Annotated in this window: 19 protein-coding genes; 5 read left to right on the forward strand and 14 right to left on the reverse strand. The window is 62.7% G+C overall.

Going from position 1 to position 22,681, the window contains the following annotated elements; translation table 11 throughout:
- Window positions 1–86 precede the first annotated feature (86 nt).
- The 7 genes from AC5I49_RS09115 to AC5I49_RS09145 form a co-directional block, all read right to left on the reverse strand.
- Window positions 87–2,177, reverse strand: coding sequence for a peptidase domain-containing ABC transporter (locus tag AC5I49_RS09115; RefSeq protein WP_047327245.1), 2,091 nt, complete (start codon window positions 2,175–2,177; stop codon window positions 87–89).
- The gene (locus tag AC5I49_RS09120) at window positions 2,174–3,688 is read right to left on the reverse strand and encodes a S41 family peptidase (protein WP_495789221.1); all 1,515 of its coding nucleotides are present in this window, start codon (window positions 3,686–3,688) and stop codon (window positions 2,174–2,176) included. The genes AC5I49_RS09115 and AC5I49_RS09120 overlap by 4 nt, the downstream gene beginning before the upstream one ends.
- Window positions 3,685–4,614: a cupin domain-containing protein gene (locus tag AC5I49_RS09125; RefSeq protein WP_082145292.1), complete on the reverse strand. Its 930-nt coding sequence runs from the start codon at window positions 4,612–4,614 to the stop codon at window positions 3,685–3,687. Before AC5I49_RS09125 ends, AC5I49_RS09120 begins: the two co-directional genes overlap by 4 nt.
- Window positions 4,611–5,630, reverse strand: a complete 1,020-nt coding sequence (locus AC5I49_RS09130; protein WP_082145293.1) for a radical SAM protein — start codon at window positions 5,628–5,630, stop codon at window positions 4,611–4,613. Before AC5I49_RS09130 ends, AC5I49_RS09125 begins: the two co-directional genes overlap by 4 nt.
- 93 nt (window positions 5,631–5,723) lie before the next feature.
- A complete protein-coding gene (locus tag AC5I49_RS09135; protein ID WP_152683555.1) occupies window positions 5,724–5,939 on the reverse strand; it encodes a hypothetical protein in 216 nt (71 codons plus the stop codon).
- Between the two features lie 73 nt (window positions 5,940–6,012).
- Complete coding sequence (locus tag AC5I49_RS09140) at window positions 6,013–7,302, reverse strand: beta-barrel domain-containing protein (protein ID WP_495789222.1); 1,290 nt, start codon at window positions 7,300–7,302, stop codon at window positions 6,013–6,015.
- 278 nt (window positions 7,303–7,580) lie between these two features.
- Window positions 7,581–8,267: a GntR family transcriptional regulator gene (locus tag AC5I49_RS09145; RefSeq protein WP_495789223.1), complete on the reverse strand. Its 687-nt coding sequence runs from the start codon at window positions 8,265–8,267 to the stop codon at window positions 7,581–7,583.
- Between the two features lie 228 nt (window positions 8,268–8,495).
- Here AC5I49_RS09145 and AC5I49_RS09150 point away from each other — a divergent pair, with 228 nt between their 5' ends.
- The gene (locus AC5I49_RS09150; protein WP_061287799.1) at window positions 8,496–9,446 is read left to right on the forward strand and encodes a transglutaminase-like domain-containing protein; all 951 of its coding nucleotides are present in this window, start codon (window positions 8,496–8,498) and stop codon (window positions 9,444–9,446) included.
- Window positions 9,447–9,482: 36 nt separating this feature from the next.
- On the opposite strand, the gene AC5I49_RS09155 is transcribed toward AC5I49_RS09150, so the two are convergent.
- The 7 genes from AC5I49_RS09155 to msrB form a co-directional block, all read right to left on the reverse strand.
- Window positions 9,483–11,642: a TonB-dependent siderophore receptor gene (locus tag AC5I49_RS09155; RefSeq protein ID WP_495789224.1), complete on the reverse strand. Its 2,160-nt coding sequence runs from the start codon at window positions 11,640–11,642 to the stop codon at window positions 9,483–9,485.
- Window positions 11,643–11,963: 321 nt separating this feature from the next.
- Window positions 11,964–12,650, reverse strand: a complete 687-nt coding sequence (locus AC5I49_RS09160; RefSeq protein WP_034364393.1) for a B3/B4 domain-containing protein — start codon at window positions 12,648–12,650, stop codon at window positions 11,964–11,966.
- Between the two features lie 84 nt (window positions 12,651–12,734).
- A complete protein-coding gene (locus tag AC5I49_RS09165) occupies window positions 12,735–13,562 on the reverse strand; it encodes an AraC family transcriptional regulator (protein ID WP_495789225.1) in 828 nt (275 codons plus the stop codon).
- 13 nt (window positions 13,563–13,575) lie between these two features.
- Window positions 13,576–14,955 carry a chromate efflux transporter gene (chrA, locus tag AC5I49_RS09170; protein ID WP_495789226.1) on the reverse strand — a complete coding sequence of 460 codons (1,380 nt, stop codon included), beginning with the start codon at window positions 14,953–14,955 and terminating at the stop codon, window positions 13,576–13,578.
- A 62-nt stretch (window positions 14,956–15,017) separates the two neighbouring features.
- On the reverse strand, window positions 15,018–15,767 hold the full coding sequence (msrA, locus tag AC5I49_RS09175) for a peptide-methionine (S)-S-oxide reductase MsrA (protein ID WP_244386238.1): 750 nt from the start codon (window positions 15,765–15,767) through the stop codon (window positions 15,018–15,020).
- A gap of 34 nt (window positions 15,768–15,801) precedes the next feature.
- On the reverse strand, window positions 15,802–17,586 hold the full coding sequence (locus AC5I49_RS09180) for a cytochrome c biogenesis protein DipZ (RefSeq protein WP_495789227.1): 1,785 nt from the start codon (window positions 17,584–17,586) through the stop codon (window positions 15,802–15,804).
- Window positions 17,587–17,602: 16 nt separating this feature from the next.
- Window positions 17,603–18,103: a peptide-methionine (R)-S-oxide reductase MsrB gene (gene msrB, locus AC5I49_RS09185; protein ID WP_047217267.1), complete on the reverse strand. Its 501-nt coding sequence runs from the start codon at window positions 18,101–18,103 to the stop codon at window positions 17,603–17,605.
- Window positions 18,104–18,271: 168 nt separating this feature from the next.
- On the opposite strand from msrB, the gene AC5I49_RS09190 reads away from it, so the two are divergent.
- The 4 genes from AC5I49_RS09190 (at window position 18,272) to AC5I49_RS09205 (ending at window position 22,669) form a co-directional block, all read left to right on the forward strand.
- Window positions 18,272–18,988, forward strand: a complete 717-nt coding sequence (locus AC5I49_RS09190) for a response regulator transcription factor (protein WP_016448168.1) — start codon at window positions 18,272–18,274, stop codon at window positions 18,986–18,988.
- Between the two features lie 2 nt (window positions 18,989–18,990).
- Window positions 18,991–20,496, forward strand: a complete 1,506-nt coding sequence (locus AC5I49_RS09195) for a sensor histidine kinase (protein ID WP_034364401.1) — start codon at window positions 18,991–18,993, stop codon at window positions 20,494–20,496.
- An 87-nt stretch (window positions 20,497–20,583) separates the two neighbouring features.
- Complete coding sequence (locus tag AC5I49_RS09200) at window positions 20,584–22,302, forward strand: FMN-binding glutamate synthase family protein (RefSeq protein WP_034364403.1); 1,719 nt, start codon at window positions 20,584–20,586, stop codon at window positions 22,300–22,302.
- 88 nt (window positions 22,303–22,390) lie between these two features.
- A complete protein-coding gene (locus tag AC5I49_RS09205; protein WP_016448165.1) occupies window positions 22,391–22,669 on the forward strand; it encodes a hypothetical protein in 279 nt (92 codons plus the stop codon).
- The last annotated feature ends 12 nt before the right edge of the window (window positions 22,670–22,681 follow it).

Below are 22,681 nucleotides of genomic sequence, written 5' to 3' on the forward strand. Positions count from 1 at the left end.
CACGCTCAGTAGCGCGGCCAGGCTGCCAGCGATACAGAGCAGCAAGCATCGCCATGGGCAGTTGCAGAGCAAGACGGGAGGTCGGCTCATGGAGCGGCTGCCTCCACGGCAATGGCGCTTGCATGCAATCGTGTGATGTCAATCACGCGCTCAGCCATGGCAATCGTGTCAGGACGATGTGCAATCGTGATACGTGTCACAGGCAGTCGGCCAATGGATTCGTTGACCTGCTGTTCGCGCTCCACATCCAGGTGGCTGGTGGCTTCGTCCAGAACCAGCACACAGGGTTCACGGTACAAGGCCCTGGCCAGCAGAAGGCGTTGCTTTTGGCCTCCGGACAAGGTGTTGCCCATGTCCCCATTGAGCGTGTCGTAACCCATCGGCATGGCAAGAATATCGTCATGGATGAAAGCTGCCCGTGCTGCAACTTGGACCCGCTCCATGTCGAGCACGCCATCCAGTCCCGCAATATTTTCCTTGAGGCTTGCAGAGAACAACTGATCGTCCTGCATCACGACGCCAATGCGCCGTCTCCAGTTCGACAAGCCAAGGTAGCTCAGCGGCTGCCCATCTACCCGAACGGTTCCCGAGGTCGGCTCCAGCAAGCCCAAGATGATCTTGGCCAGTGTCGTCTTGCCGCATCCGGTCGGGCCAACGATGGCTACATGTTCCCCTGCATGCAGCTTCAGGTCGATATCCTTCAACACCCATGGACCGCCTTCGGCGTACCGGAAGCTCACCTTGTCCAGATGGATTTCCGGTGGCGCCCAGCCGCTGGAGTCGAACTGTTCAGGCAATGCGCCGGCGGTCTTTTCAGGCTCGGTCAGCACGATGTCGGACAGCCGCTCCACATGCAGCCGCAGCATGCGCATCGACATCATGTTGTCGATGAACCGTTGCATCCTGGAAGAGAACTCATTTTTGTAGGCAATGAAGGCCATCAGCATGCCAACCGTCAATGCACCCTCGATGGTCATGTACGCACCTGCCGCAAGCACGGCCACGGTTTCCAGTCCGAACAGCAGGCTGTAGCTCGACCCGAAGGTCAGCGTCATCCGGTTGCTGCGCATGCGCCTGTTGGCCGCCTGCACCATGCGGTTGGCCCAGTCGGATGCACGATGCGCCTCCATGCCTGCAATCTTGACGCTCTGCATGGCGCGCAGGCTTTCCAGAAAATGGCTTTGAGCTGTTGCTTCATGAACCAGCGCTTCGTCGCTGAGCCGATGAAATGCGCCATGTGTGGACAGGCGTATGGCTGCATAGGCCACGATGGTGAACACGGCCACAGCAGCCAGCAGTGGGCTGTAGATCAGCATCACGATCCCGGTGATCATGGCAAACAGGGCATCAAGCACGATGTCCACCAGCTTGCCCGTCACGGTCTGCTGGATACTGTTGGCAGACTGGAAGCGCGACAGAACATCTCCGGTATGGCGGACTTCGTACCAATGCATCGGAAGCTTGAACAGGTGCCGCGCAATGCGCGAAGACCATTGGATGCCCAGCTGATACGTAGCAACGATCCCCAGCCAGCCGCGTGTCCACTCCAGCACCGTGCGCACTACAGTCAACAGTACAAAGCCGATGGCGATGACGCCTATGAGATCAAGCTCGCCAGAAACAACGGGGCCGTCCATCAACCACTGCGTGAACAAAGGCAGGATGAGGGCCACCACTTGCAGGGCAGCAGCCAGCACGAACAATTGGAGCAGGCTGCGCCTGAGCCCTGTGATGGGGCCGATCAAATCCCGCCAGCCGATGGGCGGTTTTGGTTTGATCTGCTGAAAGGCCGGTGTCGGCCACATTTCCAGGGCGATTCCCGTGAAATGCTCGCTGGCCTCGGCCAGCGGCAAGGTGCGCAGGCCTTTGGCGGGGTCGTGAATGGTGATCTTGCGCCGGGAAACTTTGGTCAACACCACGAAATGGGTCAGATCCCAATGCAGGATGCAGGGCACGGGAAGCTTTGGCAGGCCTTTGAGATTCAGGCGCACCGCCCTGGCACCCAGACCAAGCATCTCCCCCATGTGAATGAGATCACGCAGGCTGGTTCCACGAATCGATACGGAAAATCGCGTGCGCAATTCGTTCATGGAAAACTCGTGCTTGTGGTGTGCGGCGATGTAGCCCACACAGGCCAGCCCACATTCACTCAACGTGGTTTGCAGGTAGAGGCTCACGGTGTTCCGATATTCTTGGCGACGAGGAGTATGGATTGCAAAACCCAGGCCTGCAACGCCTTCGTGTCATTGATGTCTTGGTGATATTTGATCTGCGGAATATATGGAACGTTGTCTTGACGTCGTCTACCGACCCATACTTTCAAAGGAATCCATATTTTCAGGCCGCTGGGAAGTACTGCTGAACCAATGTCCATATATCGTGTGTCCGCGTCTGTTGTACTTCCTACGTGCAACGCGCCGGGCACGCTCATAACCTCATCCACAAAATCCAGACAGGCACTGAAACAATATGAATCCGTAATCAAAATAAGCTTGCCTTGGAATGGTGGCCAGCCTTGCGGGATTTCTGTGTCATCTTCGCTTGTTATGTCAGCTTGCTCCACAAAATTTTCACCGCGTTGGGTGGCGACCTCCATGGATTCACGCAAGTCATTGAGCCATTTGTAAATTTGACTATCCTTGCCTTCAATCTTTAGAGCTGATTCTCTATGGCCATCTATGGTCGCCATCGATATAGGGGATATGCGCCAATATGCTTTTGAATTCTGATACGATGGTGCTGATTTTTTCAATGCTGCGGACAATATGGCAGATCCCACCATGGAGTTTCCACCATTATTTCCTCGTGTATCCAGAATGATGGCATCTGCGTTATCAATCGATTGAATATTATTAAGAAAATGGTCGAAATCGATATGCTCTTCAGTATTCAATTTGAAATTGGAGGCGTGAATCCAATAAATGCCTTTTTTGATCTGGTGCATACCCTGAGGAGGAGGAGGGGGGCGTTTGATTTTCAGGTTTTTGGGCTGTTTTTTCCATATTAAGGGGATTTCTTGATATTTCCCGCTGAGTTTCTGAAAAAGGCATTTCGTGGGGCGAAGAGTTTCCCAAAGAGGGCTATTGGCTTGCTCGATAGTTATGTATCTCGCCAGTTTATTAAGTGTGTTTTCTAGATGTATTCTCCTGTCTACAAAAGGTGCCACCTTGTTGTGTAGTATTTCATGAATCGAAATGCTGTCGCAGGATATTACTTCATCGCCTATCTGCGGTAAATCCACTGACCAGTCGATGGCTCGTGATGCTACCAAATACCGGCCATTGCTGTGTTCCATATGCCAGCCGGCCCAGGAAAGAGGATCTTTTTGATCAGCATATGTCCCAACTGATAAATGCTCATCCATGAATCCGGTGAGATAGAATTTCAATGCTGAGAAGGCTTGTTGTTCTGATTCGCTACGCTCGGCTAACAACATGGATTCTTTGTAGCCGACAAAATCCAGCCAATTATTGAATTCATGATTTGATGTGTCCAGTTTTGCCGGATGGGTTTCGCTTAATATTTCATGAATTCGCTTGATATCCTGGACAGCAATATCACTCCAGTTTTTGTTTGATATGTTGAGGTCTTCCTTGTTTTTTTCTGAATAAAATGCGCAGCCCTGAAGAAAAAAGCAAAAGAAAATATAGGTGATGAGAAGCGGAATTCGGTAGAATGTGGTACTCATGGGATTGGATGGGGTTCGAGAGGTTTGTCCAAGGAAGACAGGGAATTGAGAGAAAACGGTATTCTGGGTTTTATCCTTTTTACGCTTATTTCATCCATGAAATTTGAGAAAACTTCCGGATTATTGAGCTGATCCGTGAGAACTTGGCAAGCACGCGAAATTATGTCAGTGGTCACTGCATCTGGTCTGAGGCTGCGTCTTAGTTCTTCGTGGTTTCTGAGATTTTTTTCCAAAAACCAAGCTAAATAATTCAAAATATTGGGTGGGTATATTCCAACCGCTATATGAAGTGTTTCACCAACAGGCAGTACTTCATGCCACCAGCCTCTCGGGAGATATAGCAGATCACCCGCCTCTAACATGCCGTCAAAAATGGGCTCTGCAGGGCATGCGGCTTCAAACGACTTGGATGTATGTCCAGGTAGAGGAAATTGATAGGTCGGTGGATAAATGCGCCAATGTTTTTTTCCGATCAGTTGAATAGCCATTACGTCATGCGTGTCCCAGTGCGCGCCAAAGCTTCCTTCGCCTGAGAAAGCCAGGTATGCATTTGCCGTGGTATCTGCATCGGTGAAGCTGGCCACTTCCTCGCACAGTTTGCGAATCAACTCCTGCCTGACATCGATGCGATTCAGGATGGCGGTTGAGCCGGCTTCCAGCAGGGATTGTACGGCTTGAGTATTGAGTCGTTGTATGGTGCGGCTGCCTGATTTTAATTCTTCTATGTACTTCTCTGGTGGCACTACGCCATTTTTGTAGAGATGCATAAAGGGAGGCGCGATATCACTGTAATAGAGGGCCGAATCAATATCGGACCAATTCATTAGTTCGGGATCTACCGCGCCGCGTGCCAAGTGCATCTGGCGGTCTGCAACACATTCGTTGAATGTTTCTTTGGTGATGTCAAAAGTGATGAGGTTTTTCATGCAATCCTTACTATCGGAATAGTTTTGGAATTTCTGGCTTGTCCGATATTCGCGGCGGGACAACTCAGTGTTTTTAGATCACCTGTTGTATAGCCCCGCATCCAATCTCCCATCAAGTGACGATCAAGATGAATTTGTCCGTCGGGTGTGAGTTTTCCGACGGTATTGCGGTCGTTAGAAAGCAGGACCGTGCATTTTTGTACCCTACCATCTGCGCGTATCACCAGAGAGTTGGGCCTGCTGGCATAGCAGATGTAAATTTTTTTATCCGAGCTAAGCTCATGACTGGATTTTTTTCCATAAAGCAAATGCTCCAACTCTTTTTGGCGAGCTTGCCGATCTTGTTTATTAAGTGGATGGATGTTTTTACTGTTGGGGCCACCCAAGTTTTCTATGGGTTTTAGGAAGACCGAAAACCTGCTGTCATGCAGAAAATCAAGGCGCAGCATTTGCGCGAGTTCCTTGACTGATTCATGATTCTCCACAGAAAGGTGAACGCGCAGAAGCACTGATAGAGATAGATCACTGTCGCGTATCGCCATCAGATTGGAAATAATACGATCAAATGTCCCGTCGCCCGATGCCAATTTTCTTGTGTTGTTGTGCACGGCACCGAACCCATCCAGGGATATTTGATAGCCGTTTTGCCCAAGATCGTGTAAGCGCCTGACAGTTTTCATGTCCAGTAGATATCCGTTTGTGGTTATATTCCCACCAAAGTGAACACCATGTTTTTTGCATAGGCTCTGAGCGAATGTGCTGATGTCATACATGATGCCTTTCGCCGCCAAAGGCTCACCGCCAAACCACTGCAAATTTAATTGCTTAAGGTTTTTTATTCTGTTTGCCAGCAGATTTTTGATTGAATCAATGATTTGTTGGCTCATTTTTCCAATTGAGAAGTCCTCGTAGCAGTAGGTGCATCGAAAATTACATTGCTCTGTGGGTAGTAATGTGATTTCCAAATATCTCGGATCTACCGAGGAGATGAGCTGGTGATGAGTTTCGTGCGACATAATGGATTTTAAGTGAGTTTTCAATAGGGTTTAATTGATTCGTGGATTTAAAAGCCGAGTTTGCATTCGGCCTTTGTGAAAAATGGAAGTTAGTTAGATATTTGAATCATCGTCCTCATACGGTCCGTATTTTTTGCAGCCATTGTTGCGTTCACAGTCTTTGTTTACTTCGCATTTATTGGTAATGATGAATCCACCACTGATAAGATCAAGAGCGTCATCAGTCAATACTTCCTTGATTTCGTAATCTCCAAACTCGTCAAATTTCAGAGCATCAACGGCTAATGTGAGGGGATTGCTGGTTTTCATTTTTTACCTTTGAAGATTTTCCTGTATGCCATGGTTTGAATTGGCATGAAGTCTAGGGATAAGAGATTTTCGATTAAAGGTGCCGCATGGTACCGCCAATGATTGGCGCCAATATCCACTCGATCAGCCGACGCTTATCCTGCTGAATGTCTGCTTCGAGTGCGATTCCAGGGAAAAGATTTGTCTTCTTTCTGTGGGTGATGATAAATTGATTTTTGATTTTTACGGTGACACGGTACATTCCCTCCTGTTTGAGTGTGTTGGGAAAAATGGCGAGGTCTTCTGGTTGTAGTGGACTATTGGAAACTTCCATTACCGTTCCTTCGTGCATGCCGTAGGTTTGATAAGGGTAGGGCTCGTACCTCAATAGGACCGACTGCCCGGACTGGACGAAACCCAGTGCTTTGGAGGGAGCGAACAGATGCGCCATCAGGGGAGCATTCTCAGGAACGATGACAGCCAATGCCTGGGAAGATACTGACTGACCACGATTGGCATTGATGGCCGTCACGCGGCCTGAGATGGGCGCTGTAATCGCAAAGCCATCGCGAGACGCGATTTCCGTGGTTTCAAGTTCCAGGCTTGCGAGATCACGATCAATCTCAGCAAGTTGCCCAGCTACCTTGATGGGAGCCTGATGAATTTCACTCAAGAGATTTGCGGAGCTTCTGGTTAACTGCGAACGGCTGCGTTGAGCGCCCAGCAGTTGTGTTTCAAGTGAAGATAGTTGTTCTTCTTTGTCTTGAAGCTCCAAGTGTGAAATGTATTTTTTTTCTGCCAGCTCTCGATGATTCGCGACTATTTTCGAGAGAGCCTGGATCCGCCGAGCATAAAGGTCCAGCTCTTGCTGATTGCGCTGAAGTTCCTCGTTGATATTGTCGTGCTGCCTGCGCAAACCTGCTTCATTGGTCATGCCCAGTTGCTGTGTCGTCGTTCTGAGTCGCTTCAGGCTTTCTTGACGCTGGGCCAGCGAGGCAAGGCGTAAATCCGAGATTTTTGTGGTTTGTCGGTTGCCTGTCTGTGAGCGTTGGTCCGCCATTACAAAAAGGACATCGCCCTGTTTTACCTGCTGGCCTTCCTGGATATGTAGCTCCGACACGATGCCGTTGACAGGCGCCATGACCTTTATCGCGCCGTCCGCTGGAACCAGGATGCCACTTACGGTAGCGCGTGGCCTGTAGCTGCCAAGGAATAGATAAAGCGTGCAGGAAAAAGTAATGGCAAAAGCCAAGCTAACCAGTAGCCAGCTGTGGTTTGAGCGTGCCAACAGCATTGGGCCATGCTCCTGTTGCTCAAATCGTTGCAGTGCTTCCTTGCGGAAAACTCCCTTGCGTTGTTTTTCTATCATCGTGTTCTCAGTCATTGGCGCCGGTAGTGCAATACCTATGGCTACTGATTAAGTACACGATAAAAATAGAAAATCAATCAGATCATTCTGAATTATTTGGCGAATGGGCCGATTTCCCAGAAAATTCCTAGGAATAGAACTGGATGAATGAATGCAAAGCGCTTTGGGCCCAGGCTCTCACGGGTGCGCTTGTTGAAAGGCGCGGTTGCACCGCTGGGCGTAGCCTTGCCGCGCAGTGGTGAGATGGAAGAGCGGGTGAATGCGGTGCCGAGTGGCCGATTTGGCCTCTTGCTTCAGCGAGCCTTGCTGGAAACTCTCACCTCGGCGCGCAGCATGGCCAGCACGGCATCGCGCTTGTGGTGCAGGTGGGTGACCAGCAGCTCGCGCAGGGCCGTGGCGTCGCGTGCGCCCAGGGCCTCGATCATGGCCTCGTGCTCCTTGACGGCCTGCTTCCACTTGGCCGTGTCCAGGTTGGTGCGAAAGCGCAGCGACTGCACGCGGTTGTTGATGCGCTGGAAGGTTTCCGTCAGCACGGGGTTCTTGGCGGCGCTGTTCAGCGCCGCGTGGATGGCGGCATTGAGCCGGTAGTAGGCGGACACGTCGGCGCGCGCCACGCTGGCCATCATCTCGTAGTGCAGGGCGCGGATTTCGGCGAATTCCTGGTCGGTGATGCGCTGGGCGGCCAGTTCGCCTGACAGGCCCTCGATGCCGGCCAGCACCTCGAAGGCGTGCATGACATCGGCCTCGCTCAGCTTGACGGCGATGGCGCCGCGGTTGGGCAGCAGGTCGGCCAGGCCTTCGGCGGCCAGCAGCTTGATGGCCTCGCGCAGCGGCGTGCGCGAGACGCCGAGCTGCTCGCACAGCTCGCGCTCGTTGAGCTTGGCGCCCGGGGCGATGCGCCCCTCGATGAGCATGGACCGCAAACGGTCCGCCACCTGCTCGTGCAGCGCCGCCCGCGATATCTCGATGATCTCCGCCATCTAGCGGTCTCCTTGGCTGTTCCTGGCTGGTGGATGCCCCCGCCACAGGCATTGCGCCATGCGGGGCGGCGCCGATGTTAGCCGAGTTTGCATCCCCTGCGGGCCGCCGGGCGGGCGCACGCGCTGTCCCTGCCAAGCACTACAGGCTTTTCAGCAGGGGCCTACGGCCGGCGGAGACTCTTGATCCCACCATGGATGCCGATCCGACAGACCAACCAGGGAAAAACAATGGCCCAACCAGGAATCAGGCTGCAGATCCAGGTGGATCTTGCCTATGACATCCGCGATCCGGCCGGGGCCGACTTCGTGTTCAACATCCATGCTGCCCACACCTCGCACCAGACGGTGGAGAACGAGCGTTTGGTGCTCAGCCAGCCGGTGGAGCCCGACATTGCCACCGAGCCCGCCACCTCCACGCGCTTCATGCGCCTGCATGCCAACCCCGGCCCCCTGCACCTGACCTACACGGCCACCGTCTGCATCGCGCACCACCGCGAGGATCCGGCGGCGCTGGGCGAGGTTCCGGTGCGCTGCATCCCGCTGGAGGTCCTGCCCTACATCTACCCCAGCCGCTATTGCCAGTCCGACCGGCTGATGCAGCTGGCCTTCCGCAATTTCGGCCACCTGGCGCCCGGCTATTCGCGCGTGCTGGCCATACAGCAGTGGGTGCAGGAGCTGGTGACCTTCGCTTCGGCCACCAGCAACTCGTCCACCTCGGCCGTCGATACCCTGGTGGAGCAGGTGGGCGTGTGCCGCGATTTCACGCACTTGATGATCGCCCTGTGCCGTGCGCTGAACATTCCTGCCCGCATCGCCACCGGCACGGACTACGGTGCCGACCCTGCGCTGGGCCCGCCCGATTTCCATGCCTACGTGGAAGCCTACCTGGGCGACAGGTGGTACCTGTTCGATGCATCGGGCACGGCCATTCCCATGGGCTTCATGCGCTTTGGCACGGGCCGTGACGCGGCCGACGTGGCCTTTGCCACCATCTTCGGCAACGTGGTGGCCATGGCCCCCATGATCCAGACACAGGCCCTGGAAGACGAGCGCAGCCAGCTGCCCCGGCAGTGCAGCGAGGCGCTGTCGACCACCGCGCCTTCGCCCGCCGTGCTGTCGGGCTGCGCATCGTTTGGCAGCACGGCGGACCGTAGGAGCTTCAGGCAGCTGCCTGCCTGAGCTGCCTGCGCTGTGAAAGGCGCACGGCGGCGGCTCTCAGAAGCGGTGCGTTCCCGTCACCGCAAAGGTGCGCCGCTGGCCGTAGAAGCAGTCGCCGCGTGCCAGGCACTGCGTGATCTGCACCTTGTCGGTCAGGTTGACCACGTTGAAGGCCAGGCGCCATGGGCCGGCGTCATAGGACACCATGGCGTCCAGCAGGGTGGCCGAAGGCGTGTCCACCAGGCTGGTGCCCGTCCACTGCGAACCCGTGTAGCGCACGCCCGCGCCCAGACTCCAGCCGCCGCGTCCTTCGCTGGCAAAGCGGTGGGTCAGCCAGGCCGACGCCGTGTGGCGCGGCACGTTGGTCACGCGCTGGCCCTGGTCGCCGCCATTGCTGCGCGAGATGACGGCGTCGGTGTACGCATAGGCCAGGGTGGCGTCCCAGTGGCGGGCCAGGCTGGCGGTCAGCTCGGCCTCGAAGCCGTTGACCTTGACCTCGCCGATCTGCAGGCTGTTGAGCGGGTTGGCGGGGTCGGTGGTCTTGCGGTTCTTCTCGCGCAGCGTGTAGACGGCGGCGAAGGCCGACAGGCCCTGGCCCGGCGGCTGCCATTTCACGCCGGCTTCCCATTGCTCGCCGCGCTGCGCCTTGTAGGGCGTGCCGTAGACGTTCACGCCGCCCAGCGGCTGGAAGGACTCGGAGTAGCCCAGGTAGGGCGCCCAGCCACCATCCATCTGGTAGGTGGCGCCTGCGCGCTTGGTCCAGGCCTTCTCGTCCACGGCGGAGGCGGGCCGGCCTTCGGTATCGGTCTGGGCGCTGTCGTGGCGCAGGCCCAGGGTGGCGGTCCAGCGGCCCCACTTGATCTGGTCCTGGGCGTAGAAGCCCAATTGCTTTTGGGACACGCCCGGCTGGCGCACCAGCTGCGAGGCCGTGGGCGGCGTGAAATTGCCGTAGACGGGGTTGTAGACGTCAAACGGCGCAGTCAGGCCGCGCCAGGTGGACTGGCTGGTGCTGTTGCGCTGCGCATCCATGCCGGCCAGCACGGTGTGCTCTGCGGTGCCCCAGCGCAGCCGGCCTTCGAGCTGCGTGTCGATCACCAGCATGCGCCCGCCGTTGACCTGCCAGGAGGCATCGCGGTAGACGCTGCGGTTGTCGGGGTTGAAGACCGGGCGCGCAGGGCGGCCCTGGCCGGGGATGGCGGTGAAGCTGGTGTAGATGGAGCGGTAGTCCACGTCGCTGATGGTGCGCCGCAGGTTCTGGCGCACGGTCCAGTCCGCGTTCAGGCGGTGGCTGAACAGGTAGCCCCAGGATTTGTTCTCTGTGTCGAACGAGTCCCAGCCGGGCTCGCCGATGAAGGTACTGGTGGGAATCTGGCCGTAGGGGCTGGGCAGGCGCGTGCCCTGCCAGGGGAAGAAGCCGATCAGCGAGCCGCTCTTGTCCTTCTGGTAGAGCGCCTGCAGCGTGAGCGAGGTATCGGCGCTGGGCCTCCACGTCAGGCTGGGCGCGATCACCAGGCGGTCGTCGTTCACATGGTCCACCTGGGTGCCGCTTTCCCGGCCCACGGCCACCAGGCGGTACAGCCACTGGCCGTCTTCGGTGACGGCGCCGGTCAGGTCGGTGGCGATCTGCTTGCGCCCGTAGCTGCCCACCTGCACCTGCACCTCGCGCAGCGCCTCGGCCTGCGGGCGCTTGCTGGTGAGGTTGAGCACCCCGCCCACGCTGCCCTGGCCGTAGAGCACGGAAGAGGGTCCGCGCAGGAATTCCACGCGTTCCAGCGTGTAGGGGTCGGGCCGGCTGGTGTTGTAGGTGCCGTAGGTGCGCAGCAGCCCGTCCTGGTACTGGCTCACGCTGCCGCCGCGTGCCGAGAAGCTGTCCACCCGGCTGTCGAAATAGTTGGACACCACGCCGGCGCTGTAGGCGGTGGTCTGGCGCAGCGTCTGCACGCCCTGGGCCTCGAACTGGTCGCGCGTGACCACGCTGATGGCCTGGGGCGTCTCTATCAGCGGCGTGTCGGTCTTGGTGGCCGAGATGGCGCGCTTGGCGGTGAAGCCCACCACAGGGCTGGTGGGATTTTCCTTCTCGGTGCCTGCGTTCACGGTGACCGGGGCGAGCGTGGCCTCGGGGACCTTGTCAGGCTGAGCCTGCGCGTGGGCTGCGCCGCACAGGGCAAGCAGGGCGGCATGCGCAACTGCCGTGCGCGAGAGTCTTTGGGTAAGCATGGTCAATGGTCGAGAGCTGGGAAACCTGTGCCGTGGGGCGTGCTCTGGGTGCGTCGGCGCTGCTGCCGGCCCTGGGGCCAGCAGCGCAGCCTGTCATGGCGGGTGCGGATTCTAGAATGACAATGGGAATGATTTCTTTTTCTTTTCATTTGTATGTAGCATGCAACGCATTGTTATCAATTTGATAGCGTAGAAGCTTGTTCTGAAGGGACCTGCGGGTCGATGTGCAGGGCGGTGCGATACGCGTACGGTCTTGCTTGCGGGAAGTCCGCGCAGCGTGATAGCCCTCTTCGCGCCGGGGCGCCAACGGCCCCGGTCGCCTCAGGCCTGGGCGGCCTGCAAGGGGTTGCCTGGGTGTGAAACGGCCTCGGGCCACAGCCGACCGGCCGCCGCCTGCAAGGCTTGCACCAACTGCTGCGTATCCGTCTTGCCGGTGGCGTGCAGCGCTTCGGTCACGATCAGCGCGTTGACGGTGGATTCGCGCACTGCCGAGTGGCCGCTTTGGCGGTTGCACCAGCGCCGGGCGTGGGCGCGGCCAGCCGTGTCGGCAAAGATGATTTCGCCGGGCTCGGGATATTCGATCTCGCCCGAGAAGGTCTCGTAGACCTCGCTGCCGGTTGCGGGGCGCACCTGCAGGCAGCCGCTGATGCGGTCCAGGTCGAAGACGGCCACGGGAATGGCAAAGGCCACCGAGGCCGCATTGCACAGGTCCACCAGCGGATGCAGGCCCGGCAGATCTCCCTCCTTGCGCAGGCGGCGCAGCAGGGCCTCGGCGGCGCAGCGGTATTGCGTGGGCTTGAGGCCCATCCTGGCAAAGCCGCGCCGCCAGGCCTGGATGGATGGCATCTCGCTTTCCGGGGTGCAGGCCAGGTTCTGCCTGGCCTGTGCCATGAAGGGGGCGATCACGGCGTGTGCGGGCACGTCGGGCGACAGGCCGCGCAGCAGCAAGGTCTGCGTGGCCAGTTCAGGAAAGTCGCGGGGGATGGAGGGTGCGTAGGAGAACGGCAAGATCTGGCCTTGTGAGTGGAGAGGGGATGTGATCTCCATCCTCGCCAGGCCGGTTTGCGTGGTCTTGAAGGAAATTGCAGCGCGTCACGCAGCGCAGGCGCTTGCTGCCCTGGCATAGAAGCCGGGCGCCATGCCGAAGCTGCGCACGAACAGGCGCGTCATATGGCTCTGGTCGGCAAAGCCGCTGTACACGGCGGCCTCGGCCAGCGGCATGCCGCCGGCGATGAGCCTGCGCGCCTGGTGCAGGCGCCGCTGCAGCAGATAGGCATGGGGCGTCATGCCCGTGGCGCGCGCAAAGGCACGCAGGAACTGGTAGCGGCTCAGGCCCGCCTCGTGGGCCAGGGCGCCCAGGGTCAGCGGCGCACCGGGATCGTCGTCCATCCGGGCGCGGGCCAGTGTGATGGGGGCCGGTGCGCGGGGCGCCGGGGCAGGGCGCTGCAGCATGCCGCCCAGCAGCTGCAGCAGGGCTTCGTCCAGGTCCAGGGCGTCCGCTGGCTCGCCGCTGCCGGTCATCCTGCGGTACAGGGTCTGAAAACACGCGGCCAGGCGCGGGTCGCGCACGGCGGGCTGGCGGAACTCGAAGCCGGTCGCCGGCCCTGCGCCATCCATGTCCGCCATGAGCCCGGCCACGACCGAGGGCTCCAGGTACAGCATGCGCCAGGCGCGACCGCCATCGCCCAGGGGCATGCCGTCATGCAGCTCGCCGGGGTTGACCATGATGAGGTCGCCGGCCCCGGCCTCGTACAGACCTCGTCCGCTGGCGGACTTCTGCGCGCCACGCTCGATCAGGCCGATCCCGTACTGCTCGTGGGTATGCCGCCCAAAGTGCCTCGCCGTGTCGGCGGCCACGGCCTCCACGCCTGCGCTGCGGCAGCGCAGCCAGCTGAAATGCCCATCCGTGGTCGAAACCATGCCGCAGCCTTTCCTATCCAACCTGGCGCGCCAGCGTGATCGCCAGGCCGGCCAGCCCCGCGCCCACCACCACGGGGATCACGCCCACTTTCCAGCGCAGCAGCGCGGCCGCCGCAGCCAGGCCCAGCAGTGCGGACGGCCAGTCGAAGGGACCCGCCCAGCCCTGCGGCCACAGCACATGCCAGGCAAAGAACACGGCCAGGTTGGCGATGACGCCCACCACGGCGGCCGTGATGCCCGTCAGCGGCGCGGTGAAGCCCAGCCTGCCATGGGTGGACTCGATGAAGGGGCCGCCCAGCAGGATGAAGGCAAAGGACGGCAAAAAGGTGAAAAAGGTCACGACCAGGGCGGCGGCGGCGCCGGCAGGCAGCAGCGCATCGGGGCCGAACACCTGCGTGCTCCAGCCGCCCAGGAAGCCCACGAAGGACACCACCATGATCAGCGGCCCCGGCGTGGTCTCGCCCAGGGCCAGCCCGTCCATCATCTGCGTGGCCGTGAGCCAGTGGTAGTGGTCCACGGCGCCCTGGTAGAGGTAGGGCAGCACGGCGTAGGCGCCGCCAAAGGTCAGCAGCGCCGCCTTGGTGAAGAACCAGCCCATCTGGGTGAGCGCGCCCTGCCAGCCGAAGGCGGCGGCCAGCAGGCCCAGCGCCAGCGCCCACAGCCCCAGGCTGGCCGCCAGCACCTGGCTGAAAAAACGCCAGCTGAACCGTGCATGGGCCGGTACGGGCGTGTCATCGTCGATGACGGCCGGGCCGTGGCTGCCCCCGCGCGGGCCGTGCCCGCCTGCAGGGGCGAAGTGGCGCGGCGCCAGCCTGCCCCCCAGGTAGCCCAGTGCGCCGGCCGCCAGCACGATCAGCGGAAACGGCAGCTTCAGCGCGAAGATGGCCACGAAGGCCGCCGCGGCAATGCCCCACAGCCAGCCGTTGCGCAGGGTGCGCGAGCCCACGCGCCAGGCCGCCTGCACCACCAGCGCCGTCACGGCCGGCTTGATGCCGTAGAAGATGCCGGCAATGGCCGGCACATGGCCGAAGGCCACATAGATCCAGGACAGGCCGATCAGCAGCAGCAGCGAGGGCAGCACGAACAGCCCGCCGGCCACGATGCCGCCCCAGGTGCGGTGCAGCAGCCAGCCGATATAGGTGGCCAGCTGCTGCGCCTCGGGGCCGGGCAGCAGCATGCAGTAGTTGAGCGCATGCAGGAAGCGCCCCTCCGATATCCAGCGCCGCCGCTCCACCAGGTCCTCATGCATGATGGCGATCTGCCCGGCCGGCCCGCCAAAGCTGATGCAGCCCAGCTTCAGCCAGTAGCGCAGGGCTTCGGCGCGGGTGGGGGCCACAGGGGCCGCGGGAAGGGGCGCGGGCGGGTTGGGTGCGGTCTGCAGGCTGGAGGGCATGCCGCAAATGTCTCATACGGCAGCCGCCCCCGATGCCTGAAGGCACCCGCGCTGCGCAGGCGCTACATCTGCCGCGCGGCCTGCTTGACCAGCACCGGCTCGGCCCGGTAGCTGTCCGGGAACAGGCGCTTGAGCTGCTCCACCTTGGGCAGGTCGTTGATGACGATGTAGGGATGGCGCGGGTTCTCGGTCATGAAGTCCTGGTGGTAGTTCTCGGCAGGGAAGAAGCTGGGCTTGTCCTCCAGCCGGGTCACGATGGGCTTGCCGAAGACCTTGGCCGCGTCCAGCTGGGCCACATAGGCCTGGGCGGTCCTGAGCTGCGCGGCGTCGGTGGCGAAGATGGCCGAGCGGTACTGCGGGCCCGTGTCCGGCCCCTGGCGGTTGAGCTGGGTCGGGTCATGGGCCACGGAAAAGTAGATCTGCAGCAGTTGCCCGTAGCTGACCTGGGCCGGGTCATAGGTGATCTCGACCGACTCCGCATGCCCGGTGCGGCCGCTGCTCACCGCCGAATACGAGGCCTGGGCCGCCGTGCCGCCGCTGTAGCCCGAGACGGCGCGCTGCACGCCCTTGACATGCTGGAACACGCCCTGCACGCCCCAGAAGCAGCCGCCCGCAAAGATGGCTTTCTGCGGCCCCTGGCCCGTGGCCGGCATGTCCTGCGCGGGTGGTGGAATGCGCACGGCCTGCTCTGCCGCCTGCAGGTCGCTGCCCTGCCACAGCAGGGCGCCGCCCAGCAGCACGGCGCTGCCGGTCAGCAGTTGGAGAAGGCCGCGGCGGCGGGGTGCGGCGGCGAGGGGGGAATCGTTGGTCATGGTGTCTCTCCGATGAAAGTGAAGCGGCCAGGGATCAGCCAAAGGTGAAGGCATAGGCGGAGATGCCGGGGTCCAGGAATTCGATGCTGAAGGTGCGTTCGGCTGCGCCACCGTCCTGGCGCACCAGCTGGTACAGGCGCTGCGCGGTCACGCTGCCGCTGCCGTCGGCGGCCACGTCCATGCCGCGCGAGGCGCCGGGCGCCTTGCCGTCGATCAGCACCTTGAAGCGCACGGGCTTGCCATCGCTGCCCGGGCCCAGCACCAGGTGCAGGTCGCGTGCCTGGAAGCGGTAGGTGATGCGGCCGGTGGCGCCGTCCAGCGTGGCGCTTTCCGGGCCCACCGTCCATTGGCCGCTCAGGCCCCAGGCGTTGAGCGGCAGGCGCTCGGGCGTGGCATAGGCGGTGGCCTGGTCGTGCACGGCGGCAGGCGTGGCGGCAAATTGCTCGGCGCGCTCATAGCCCAGGTAGGTCTCGTGCGAGCGCACGGCTGCCATGTCGGCTGCCTGCTGCACGCCCTGGGCCTGCACGTCGATCAGGCCCAGGTCCACCTGCTTCGATCCGGCTTCCTGCAGCAGTTGCTGGATCACGCGCTCGGACTCGGCATAGCCGCCTTCGCCAAAGTGGTGGTGCCGGATGCGGCCCTGGGCATCGATGAAGTAGTGCGCCGGCCAGTACTGGTTGTTGAAGGCGCGCCAGATCTTGTAGCCGTTGTCCACGGCCACGGGGTAGCTGATGCCCAGGTCCTTGATGGCCTTTTCCACGTTGGACAGCTTGCGCTCGAAGGCGAACTCCGGCGCATGCACGCCCACCACCACCAGGCCCTGGTCGCGGTACTTCTCGGCCCAGGCCTTCACATAGGGCAGGGTGCGCAGGCAGTTGATGCAGGAATAGGTCCAGAAATCCACCAGCACCACCTTGCCGCGCAGTTGTTCGGCCGTCAGCGGGGTGGAGTTGAGCCAGTCGGTGGCGCCGTCCAGCGCAGGGGCCAGCCCTTCGTCCGGCAGGGCGGCGCGGGACGGGCCAGCATCGGAGCCCCTGTCCACGGCGGCCATCATTGCGGGACCGGCCTGCATGGCCATGGCACCACCCTCGGGCCTGCCGCTCAGGCGGTCCACCAGCCTTTGCTCCAGGCCGCCGGTGGAGGCCGTGGACACTTGCGCCAGCACGCCCGTGTCCAGCCCCAGCGCAATCGCGCCCACGCCGGCCAGCATGGCCGCGCCCAGCCCGCGCCGCACCCATTCGCCCGCGCCCAGCATGCGCTTGAGCGCCGCAAACACCTTGCCGCCCAGCAGCAGGGCCGCCGCCATGGAGGTGGCCGCACCGGCCGCATAGGCCAGCAGCAGCAGGCTGGAGGTGGTGTTGGCGCCCTGCAGTGCGGCGCCCGTGAGGATCAGGCCCAGGATGGGGCCGGCGCAGGGCGCCCACAGCAGGCCCGTGGCCACGCCCAGCAGCAGCGAGGCGCTGGGGCGGGCGCCGCCGTCCGTGCCCTGGGCACGCTCGGACAGGCGCGAGCCCGCCGCCACCAGCGGCCGCGTCAGCCGCTCGGACAGGCCGGGCCACAGCAGGGTCAGCGCAAACACGGCGACCAGGCCCAGGGCCAGCCAGCGGCCGTACTCATTGGCGGCCACCACCCAGCCGCCGCCCACGGCCGCCAGCGAGGCCACCAGGGCGAAGGTCAGCGCCATGCCCGCCAGCAGCGGCAGGCCGCTTTTGGCGAAGGGCTGGTCGGCGCGTGCAAAGACGAAGGGCAGCACCGGCAGGATGCAGGGGCTGACGATGGTCAGCACCCCGCCCAGATAGGCCAGGACGATCAGCAGCATGGCGTGGCTCCCGGGTTCAGGCAGGCTGGGGCGTGAACGTCAGGGACAGCCCGTTCATGCAGTAGCGCAGGCCCGTGGGCTTGGGGCCGTCGTCGAAGACATGGCCCAGGTGGCCGCCGCAGCGGCGGCAATGCACCTCGGTGCGCAGCATGCCGTAGGTGCGGTCCTGGCGCGTGGCCACGGCCTTGTCCAGCGGCTGCCAGAAGCTGGGCCAGCCCGTGCCGCTGTCGAACTTGGTCTTGGACGAGAACAGGGGCAGCGCGCAGCCTGCGCAGGCAAAGGTGCCCGCGCGGTGCTCCTTGTTCAGGGGGCTGGAGCCTGCACGCTCCGTGCCTTCCTTGCGCAGGATCCGGTACTGCTCGGGCGTGAGGCGGGCGCGCCACTCGGCATCCGTGTAGCTGACCTCGAAGACCTCGCTGGAGGCGGCCGCTGGCGCGCGGCGCGGGAACAGGCTGGCCGCCAGCACGGCGGTGGTGCCGGCGCCTGCAGTCCACAGAAGATGGCGTCTGGTGGTCATGGTGTGCTCCTGAAGGTTGCGTGCGTCTGAAAACGATGCGATGCCAGTCAGGTTAGGGCGCCGGCCTCCCGAAGTCCTCACGCAGAGTTCAAAGATTCGTGATAACTCCCGGCCCCGGTATTGCGCACAATGGCAGCCACTCCCGCCACTTCCAGGAAACCGCATCCGATGACCGCCACGCGCCGCGTACTTCTCGTCGAGGACGACGCCCATATCGCCGACCTGCTCACGCTGCACCTGCGCGACGAAGGCCTGGAAGTCATGCACTGCGCGCGCGGCGACGACGGCCTGCGCCAACTGGAGCGCGGCGGCTGGGACGCGCTGGTGCTGGACATCATGCTGCCCGGCGTGGACGGCCTGGAGATCTGCCGCCGCGCCCGCGCCATGGCGCGCTACACGCCCATCATCATCATCAGCGCGCGCTCCAGCGAGGTGCAGCGCATCCTGGGCCTGGAGATCGGCGCGGACGACTACCTGGCCAAGCCGTTTTCCGTGCTGGAGCTGGTGGCGCGCGTCAAGGCGCTGCTGCGCCGCGTGGAGGCGCTGGCCCAGAATGCGCGGCTGGAGTCCGGCAGCCTGTCCATTGACGGCCTGGCCATGGACCCCGTGGCGCGCGATGCCCGGCTTCATGGTGCCCGGCTGGACCTGACCCCGCGCGAGTTCGACCTGCTGTACTTCTTTGCGCGCCAGCCCGGCAAGGTGTTCTCGCGCATGGACCTGCTCAATGCCGTCTGGGGCTACCAGCACGAGGGCTACGAGCACACCGTCAACACCCACATCAACCGCCTGCGCGCCAAGATCGAGGCCGACCCGGCCCAGCCCGCGCGCATCCTCACCGTCTGGGGGCGCGGCTACAAGTTCGCCGAAGCGGGCGAGGGCGCATGACCATGAAACTGCGCCTGACACTGACCCAGCGCCTTTCCCTGGTCTTTGCCGTGCTGCTGCTGGTGTGCAGCGGCACCTCTGCCTGGATGCAGCTGCGCGCCAGCCGCATGCACGAGCTGGAAGTGGTGCAGGGCCTGTCGCGCGACGTGGCAGAAAGCATTGCGCGCGACGCCCAGCTGACCGACGCCAACGGCCTCATGCCCGGCGCCGTGCGCAGCTTCTTCAACCAGCTCATGCTGGTCAACCCCAGCGTGGAGGTCTACCTGCTGGACGCCGACGGCCGCATTGCCGGCCATGCCGCCCCCGACGGCCGCGTGCGCCGCGAGCGCGTGGACCTGGCGCCCGTGCACCGGCTGCTGGAAGGCGGCACGCTGCCCATCCTGGGTGACGACCCGCGCAGCACCGAAGGGCGCAAGGTCTTCAGCGCGGCGCCGCTGCGCGTCAACGGCAAGGAAGTGGGCTTCATCTACGTGGTGCTGCAGGGCGAGGCGCATGACCAGCTGGTGGCGCAGGGCTCGGCCAACTCGGTGCTCAGCACGGCGCTGTGGTCCATCGGCCTGGTGGCGCTGCTGTGCCTGGTGGCCGGCCTGGTGGCCTTTGCGCTGATCACGCGGCCGCTGCGCCGGCTCACCGAAGAGGTGGCCGGCTTCGACATCCATGGCACCCCCCCGGACCTGCCGGCCCCCCAGCCCGGTGCCGCGCAGGACAGCCGCGACGAGATCGCCGTGCTGGACGCGGCCTACCGCCGCATGGTGGCGCGCATCGGCGAGCAGTGGCGCGCCCTCACGCGCCAGGACCAGGAGCGGCGCGAGCTCATCGCCAACGTCTCGCACGACCTGCGCACGCCGCTGTCGTCCCTGCACGGCTACCTGGAAACGCTGCTGCTCAAGGACGCCGTGCTCGACACCACCGAACGCCGCCGCTACCTGGGCATTGCCCTGGCACAGAGCCAGAAGGTGGGCGAGCTGGCGCAAAGCCTGTTCGAGCTGGCGCGCCTGGAATACGGCTTTGTCCAGCCCGAGCCGGAGCCGTTTTCCATGCCCGACCTGGTGCAGGACGTGTTCCAGAAATTCGAGCTGCGTGCCGAGGCGCGACAGGTGGCGCTGCGGGCCGACTTCCCAGCCCGCCTGCCCGTCGTCCAGGCCGACCTGGGGATGATCGAGCGCGTGCTGGGCAACCTGCTGGACAACGCGCTGCGCCACACCCCCGAAGGCGGCAGCATCCAGGTGGCGCTGGCGGCGGCGGGCAACGCCGTCGAAGTCACCGTGGCCGATACCGGCCCCGGCATCCCGGCCGATCTGCGCGAAGGCCTGTTCGAGCGCCCCTTCACCGTGGGCGGCGCCCGCCGCGGCGGCGGCCTGGGCCTGCGCATCGTCCACCGCATGCTGGAGCTGCACGGCTGCCGCATCGAGCTGGTGGACCCGCCGGGGCAGGGGGCGAGCTTCCGGTTCGTGCTGCCTGCGGCCGCGCAGGCAACGGGCGCCGGCGCCCGGCCGCGCCAGGGCTGACGCGGATCGTGGGTTAACCTTGTGCACAGCGCGCCCTCGAAGGCGCGGCATGCACAAGATCGTCAACTCGTTCCGAGGACCCACGCCATGTCAACGTCTGCCTCTCCCGTTCATCGCCTGCCCGCATGGGTGCCGCTGCGCTACACCACGTTCTGCCTGAGCCTGGTCGGCAGCGCGGGGCTGCTGGTGGCGGCGCTGGTGTGGGGAGGGCTGTGGTGGTGGCTGGGCTTCGGCGTGTGCGCCGCGCTGGCGCTGCTGGGCGTGCGCGACATGACCCAGGTGCGCCATTCGGTGCTGCGCAACTACCCCATCATCGGCCACCTGCGGTTTCTGCTGGAGTTCATCCGGCCCGAGATGCGGCAGTACTTCATCGAGTCCGACCATGAGGCGCTGCCGTTCTCGCGCGCCCAGCGCTCCCTGGTCTACCAGCGCGCCAAGGGCGACCCGGACAGCCGCCCGCTGGGCACGCAGCTCAATGTCACGGCCCAGGGCTATGAATGGGTGAACCATTCCATGCAGCCCACCAGGCTGGCCTCGCATGATTTCCGCATCACCATCGGCTGCGCCGATGAAGGTGCCTCGCCCTGCACCCAGCCCTACAGCGCCAGCATCTTCAACATCTCGGCCATGAGCTTCGGCGCGCTGTCGGCCAATGCCATCCTGGCGCTGAACAAGGGCGCGAAGATGGGCGGATTTGCGCACGACACGGGCGAGGGCTCCATCAGCCAGCACCACCGCGTGCACGGCGGCGACCTGATCTGGGAGGTGGCCTCGGGCTACTTCGGCTGCCGCAACGACGATGGCACGTTCAGCGAAGAGAAGTTCATCGCCAATGCCACCGACCCGCAGGTCAAGCTCATCGAGATCAAGCTCAGCCAGGGCGCCAAGCCCGGCCACGGCGGCATGCTGCTGGGCGCCAAGGTCACCCCCGAGATCGCCGCCGCGCGCGGCGTGCCCGTGGGCGTGGACTGCATCAGCCCGTCCAGCCACAGCGCCTTCAGGACGCCGGTGGAGATGATGCATTTCATCGCCCGCCTGCGCGAGAAGTCGGGCGGCAAGCCCACGGGCTTCAAGTTCTGCGTGGGCCATCCCTGGGAGTGGTTCGCCATCGTCAAGGCCATGCAGGAGACGGACATCACGCCGGACTTCATCGTGGTCGATGGCGCCGAGGGCGGCACGGGCGCGGCGCCCGTGGAGTTCACCGACCACGTGGGCGTGCCGCTGCAGGAAGGCCTGCTGCTGGTGCACAACACGCTGATCGGCGTGGGCCTGCGCCACCGCATCAAGATCGGCGCGGCCGGCAAGGTGATCACGGCCTTCGACATCGCGCGCATGATGGCGCTGGGCGCCGACTGGTGCAACGCCGGGCGCGGCTTCATGATGGCCCTGGGCTGCATCCAGGCGCAGAACTGCCACACCGGCCACTGCCCCACGGGCGTGGCCACGCAGGACGCGGCGCGCCAGAAGGCCCTGGTCGTGCCCGACAAGGCCACGCGCGTGGCCAACTTCCATGACAAGACCCTGCATGCGCTGCAGGAGCTGGTGCAGGCGGCGGGCCTGGAGCACCCCTGCGACATCACGGCCCACCACATCGTGCGGCGCATCTCCGACACCGAGGTGCGCCAGCTCGCCAACCTGGTCCTGCGCGTGGAGCCCGGCGCTCTACTGGGGCCGCTGGACAAGCAGCACAACGTGTTCAAGCTCTACTGGCCAGGGGCGCGCGCGGATACCTTCCAGTTCGTGCCGCCCACGCTCAAGCCTTCGGCACCGCAGGCCAAGGCGCAGGCGGCAGGCCAGCCCGCATAGGGACACCACGGCCGATCACGGGTTTTGACGGCGCTCGGGGATAATGCGCCCCGAGCACTTTGGTCCACGACTGTATTTTTCTTTGTAAATGAAAACTATTTTGGTTCGCATTGCAGCCGCCGTCTTCGGCGGTTATGCCTTCACCTGGGGCTTCATCGCCCTGGGCGTGGCGCTGATGTTTGCCGCCGGAATGGAGTTCCACGATGCCGAGCATCTGGGCTACATCCTCGGCTTCCTGGTGTTTCTGACGGTGTTCCTCTGGGCCTTTGCGGCGCAGAGCCTCCCGCGCGTCTGGGCCGTGCTGGCCGGCGGCGGCATTGTCATGACCGGTTGCGCATCGCTGCTCCAGCAGATGCTGCTGCCCTGAATCCGGAGAACG

This window comes from Delftia sp. (genome assembly GCF_059499305.1).

Excerpts from the sequence above, each read along its gene's own strand:
- AC5I49_RS09120 (WP_495789221.1), bottom strand. The coding sequence starts at position 3,688 with ATGAGTACCACATTCTACCGAATTCCGCTTCTCATCACCTATATTTTC.
- AC5I49_RS09125 (WP_082145292.1), bottom strand. The coding sequence starts at position 4,614 with ATGAAAAACCTCATCACTTTTGACATCACCAAAGAAACATTCAACGAA.
- AC5I49_RS09130 (WP_082145293.1), bottom strand. The coding sequence starts at position 5,630 with ATGTCGCACGAAACTCATCACCAGCTCATCTCCTCGGTAGATCCGAGA.
- AC5I49_RS09135 (WP_152683555.1), bottom strand. The coding sequence starts at position 5,939 with ATGAAAACCAGCAATCCCCTCACATTAGCCGTTGATGCTCTGAAATTT.
- AC5I49_RS09140 (WP_495789222.1), bottom strand. The coding sequence starts at position 7,302 with ATGACTGAGAACACGATGATAGAAAAACAACGCAAGGGAGTTTTCCGC.
- AC5I49_RS09145 (WP_495789223.1), bottom strand. The coding sequence starts at position 8,267 with ATGGCGGAGATCATCGAGATATCGCGGGCGGCGCTGCACGAGCAGGTG.
- AC5I49_RS09150 (WP_061287799.1), top strand. The coding sequence starts at position 8,496 with ATGGCCCAACCAGGAATCAGGCTGCAGATCCAGGTGGATCTTGCCTAT.
- AC5I49_RS09155 (WP_495789224.1), bottom strand. The coding sequence starts at position 11,642 with ATGCTTACCCAAAGACTCTCGCGCACGGCAGTTGCGCATGCCGCCCTG.
- AC5I49_RS09165 (WP_495789225.1), bottom strand. The coding sequence starts at position 13,562 with ATGGTTTCGACCACGGATGGGCATTTCAGCTGGCTGCGCTGCCGCAGC.
- chrA (WP_495789226.1), bottom strand. The coding sequence starts at position 14,955 with ATGCCCTCCAGCCTGCAGACCGCACCCAACCCGCCCGCGCCCCTTCCC.
- msrA (WP_244386238.1), bottom strand. The coding sequence starts at position 15,767 with ATGACCAACGATTCCCCCCTCGCCGCCGCACCCCGCCGCCGCGGCCTT.
- AC5I49_RS09180 (WP_495789227.1), bottom strand. The coding sequence starts at position 17,586 with ATGCTGCTGATCGTCCTGGCCTATCTGGGCGGGGTGCTGACCATCGTC.
- msrB (WP_047217267.1), bottom strand. The coding sequence starts at position 18,103 with ATGACCACCAGACGCCATCTTCTGTGGACTGCAGGCGCCGGCACCACC.
- AC5I49_RS09190 (WP_016448168.1), top strand. The coding sequence starts at position 18,272 with ATGACCGCCACGCGCCGCGTACTTCTCGTCGAGGACGACGCCCATATC.
- AC5I49_RS09195 (WP_034364401.1), top strand. The coding sequence starts at position 18,991 with ATGAAACTGCGCCTGACACTGACCCAGCGCCTTTCCCTGGTCTTTGCC.
- AC5I49_RS09200 (WP_034364403.1), top strand. The coding sequence starts at position 20,584 with ATGTCAACGTCTGCCTCTCCCGTTCATCGCCTGCCCGCATGGGTGCCG.
- AC5I49_RS09205 (WP_016448165.1), top strand. The coding sequence starts at position 22,391 with ATGAAAACTATTTTGGTTCGCATTGCAGCCGCCGTCTTCGGCGGTTAT.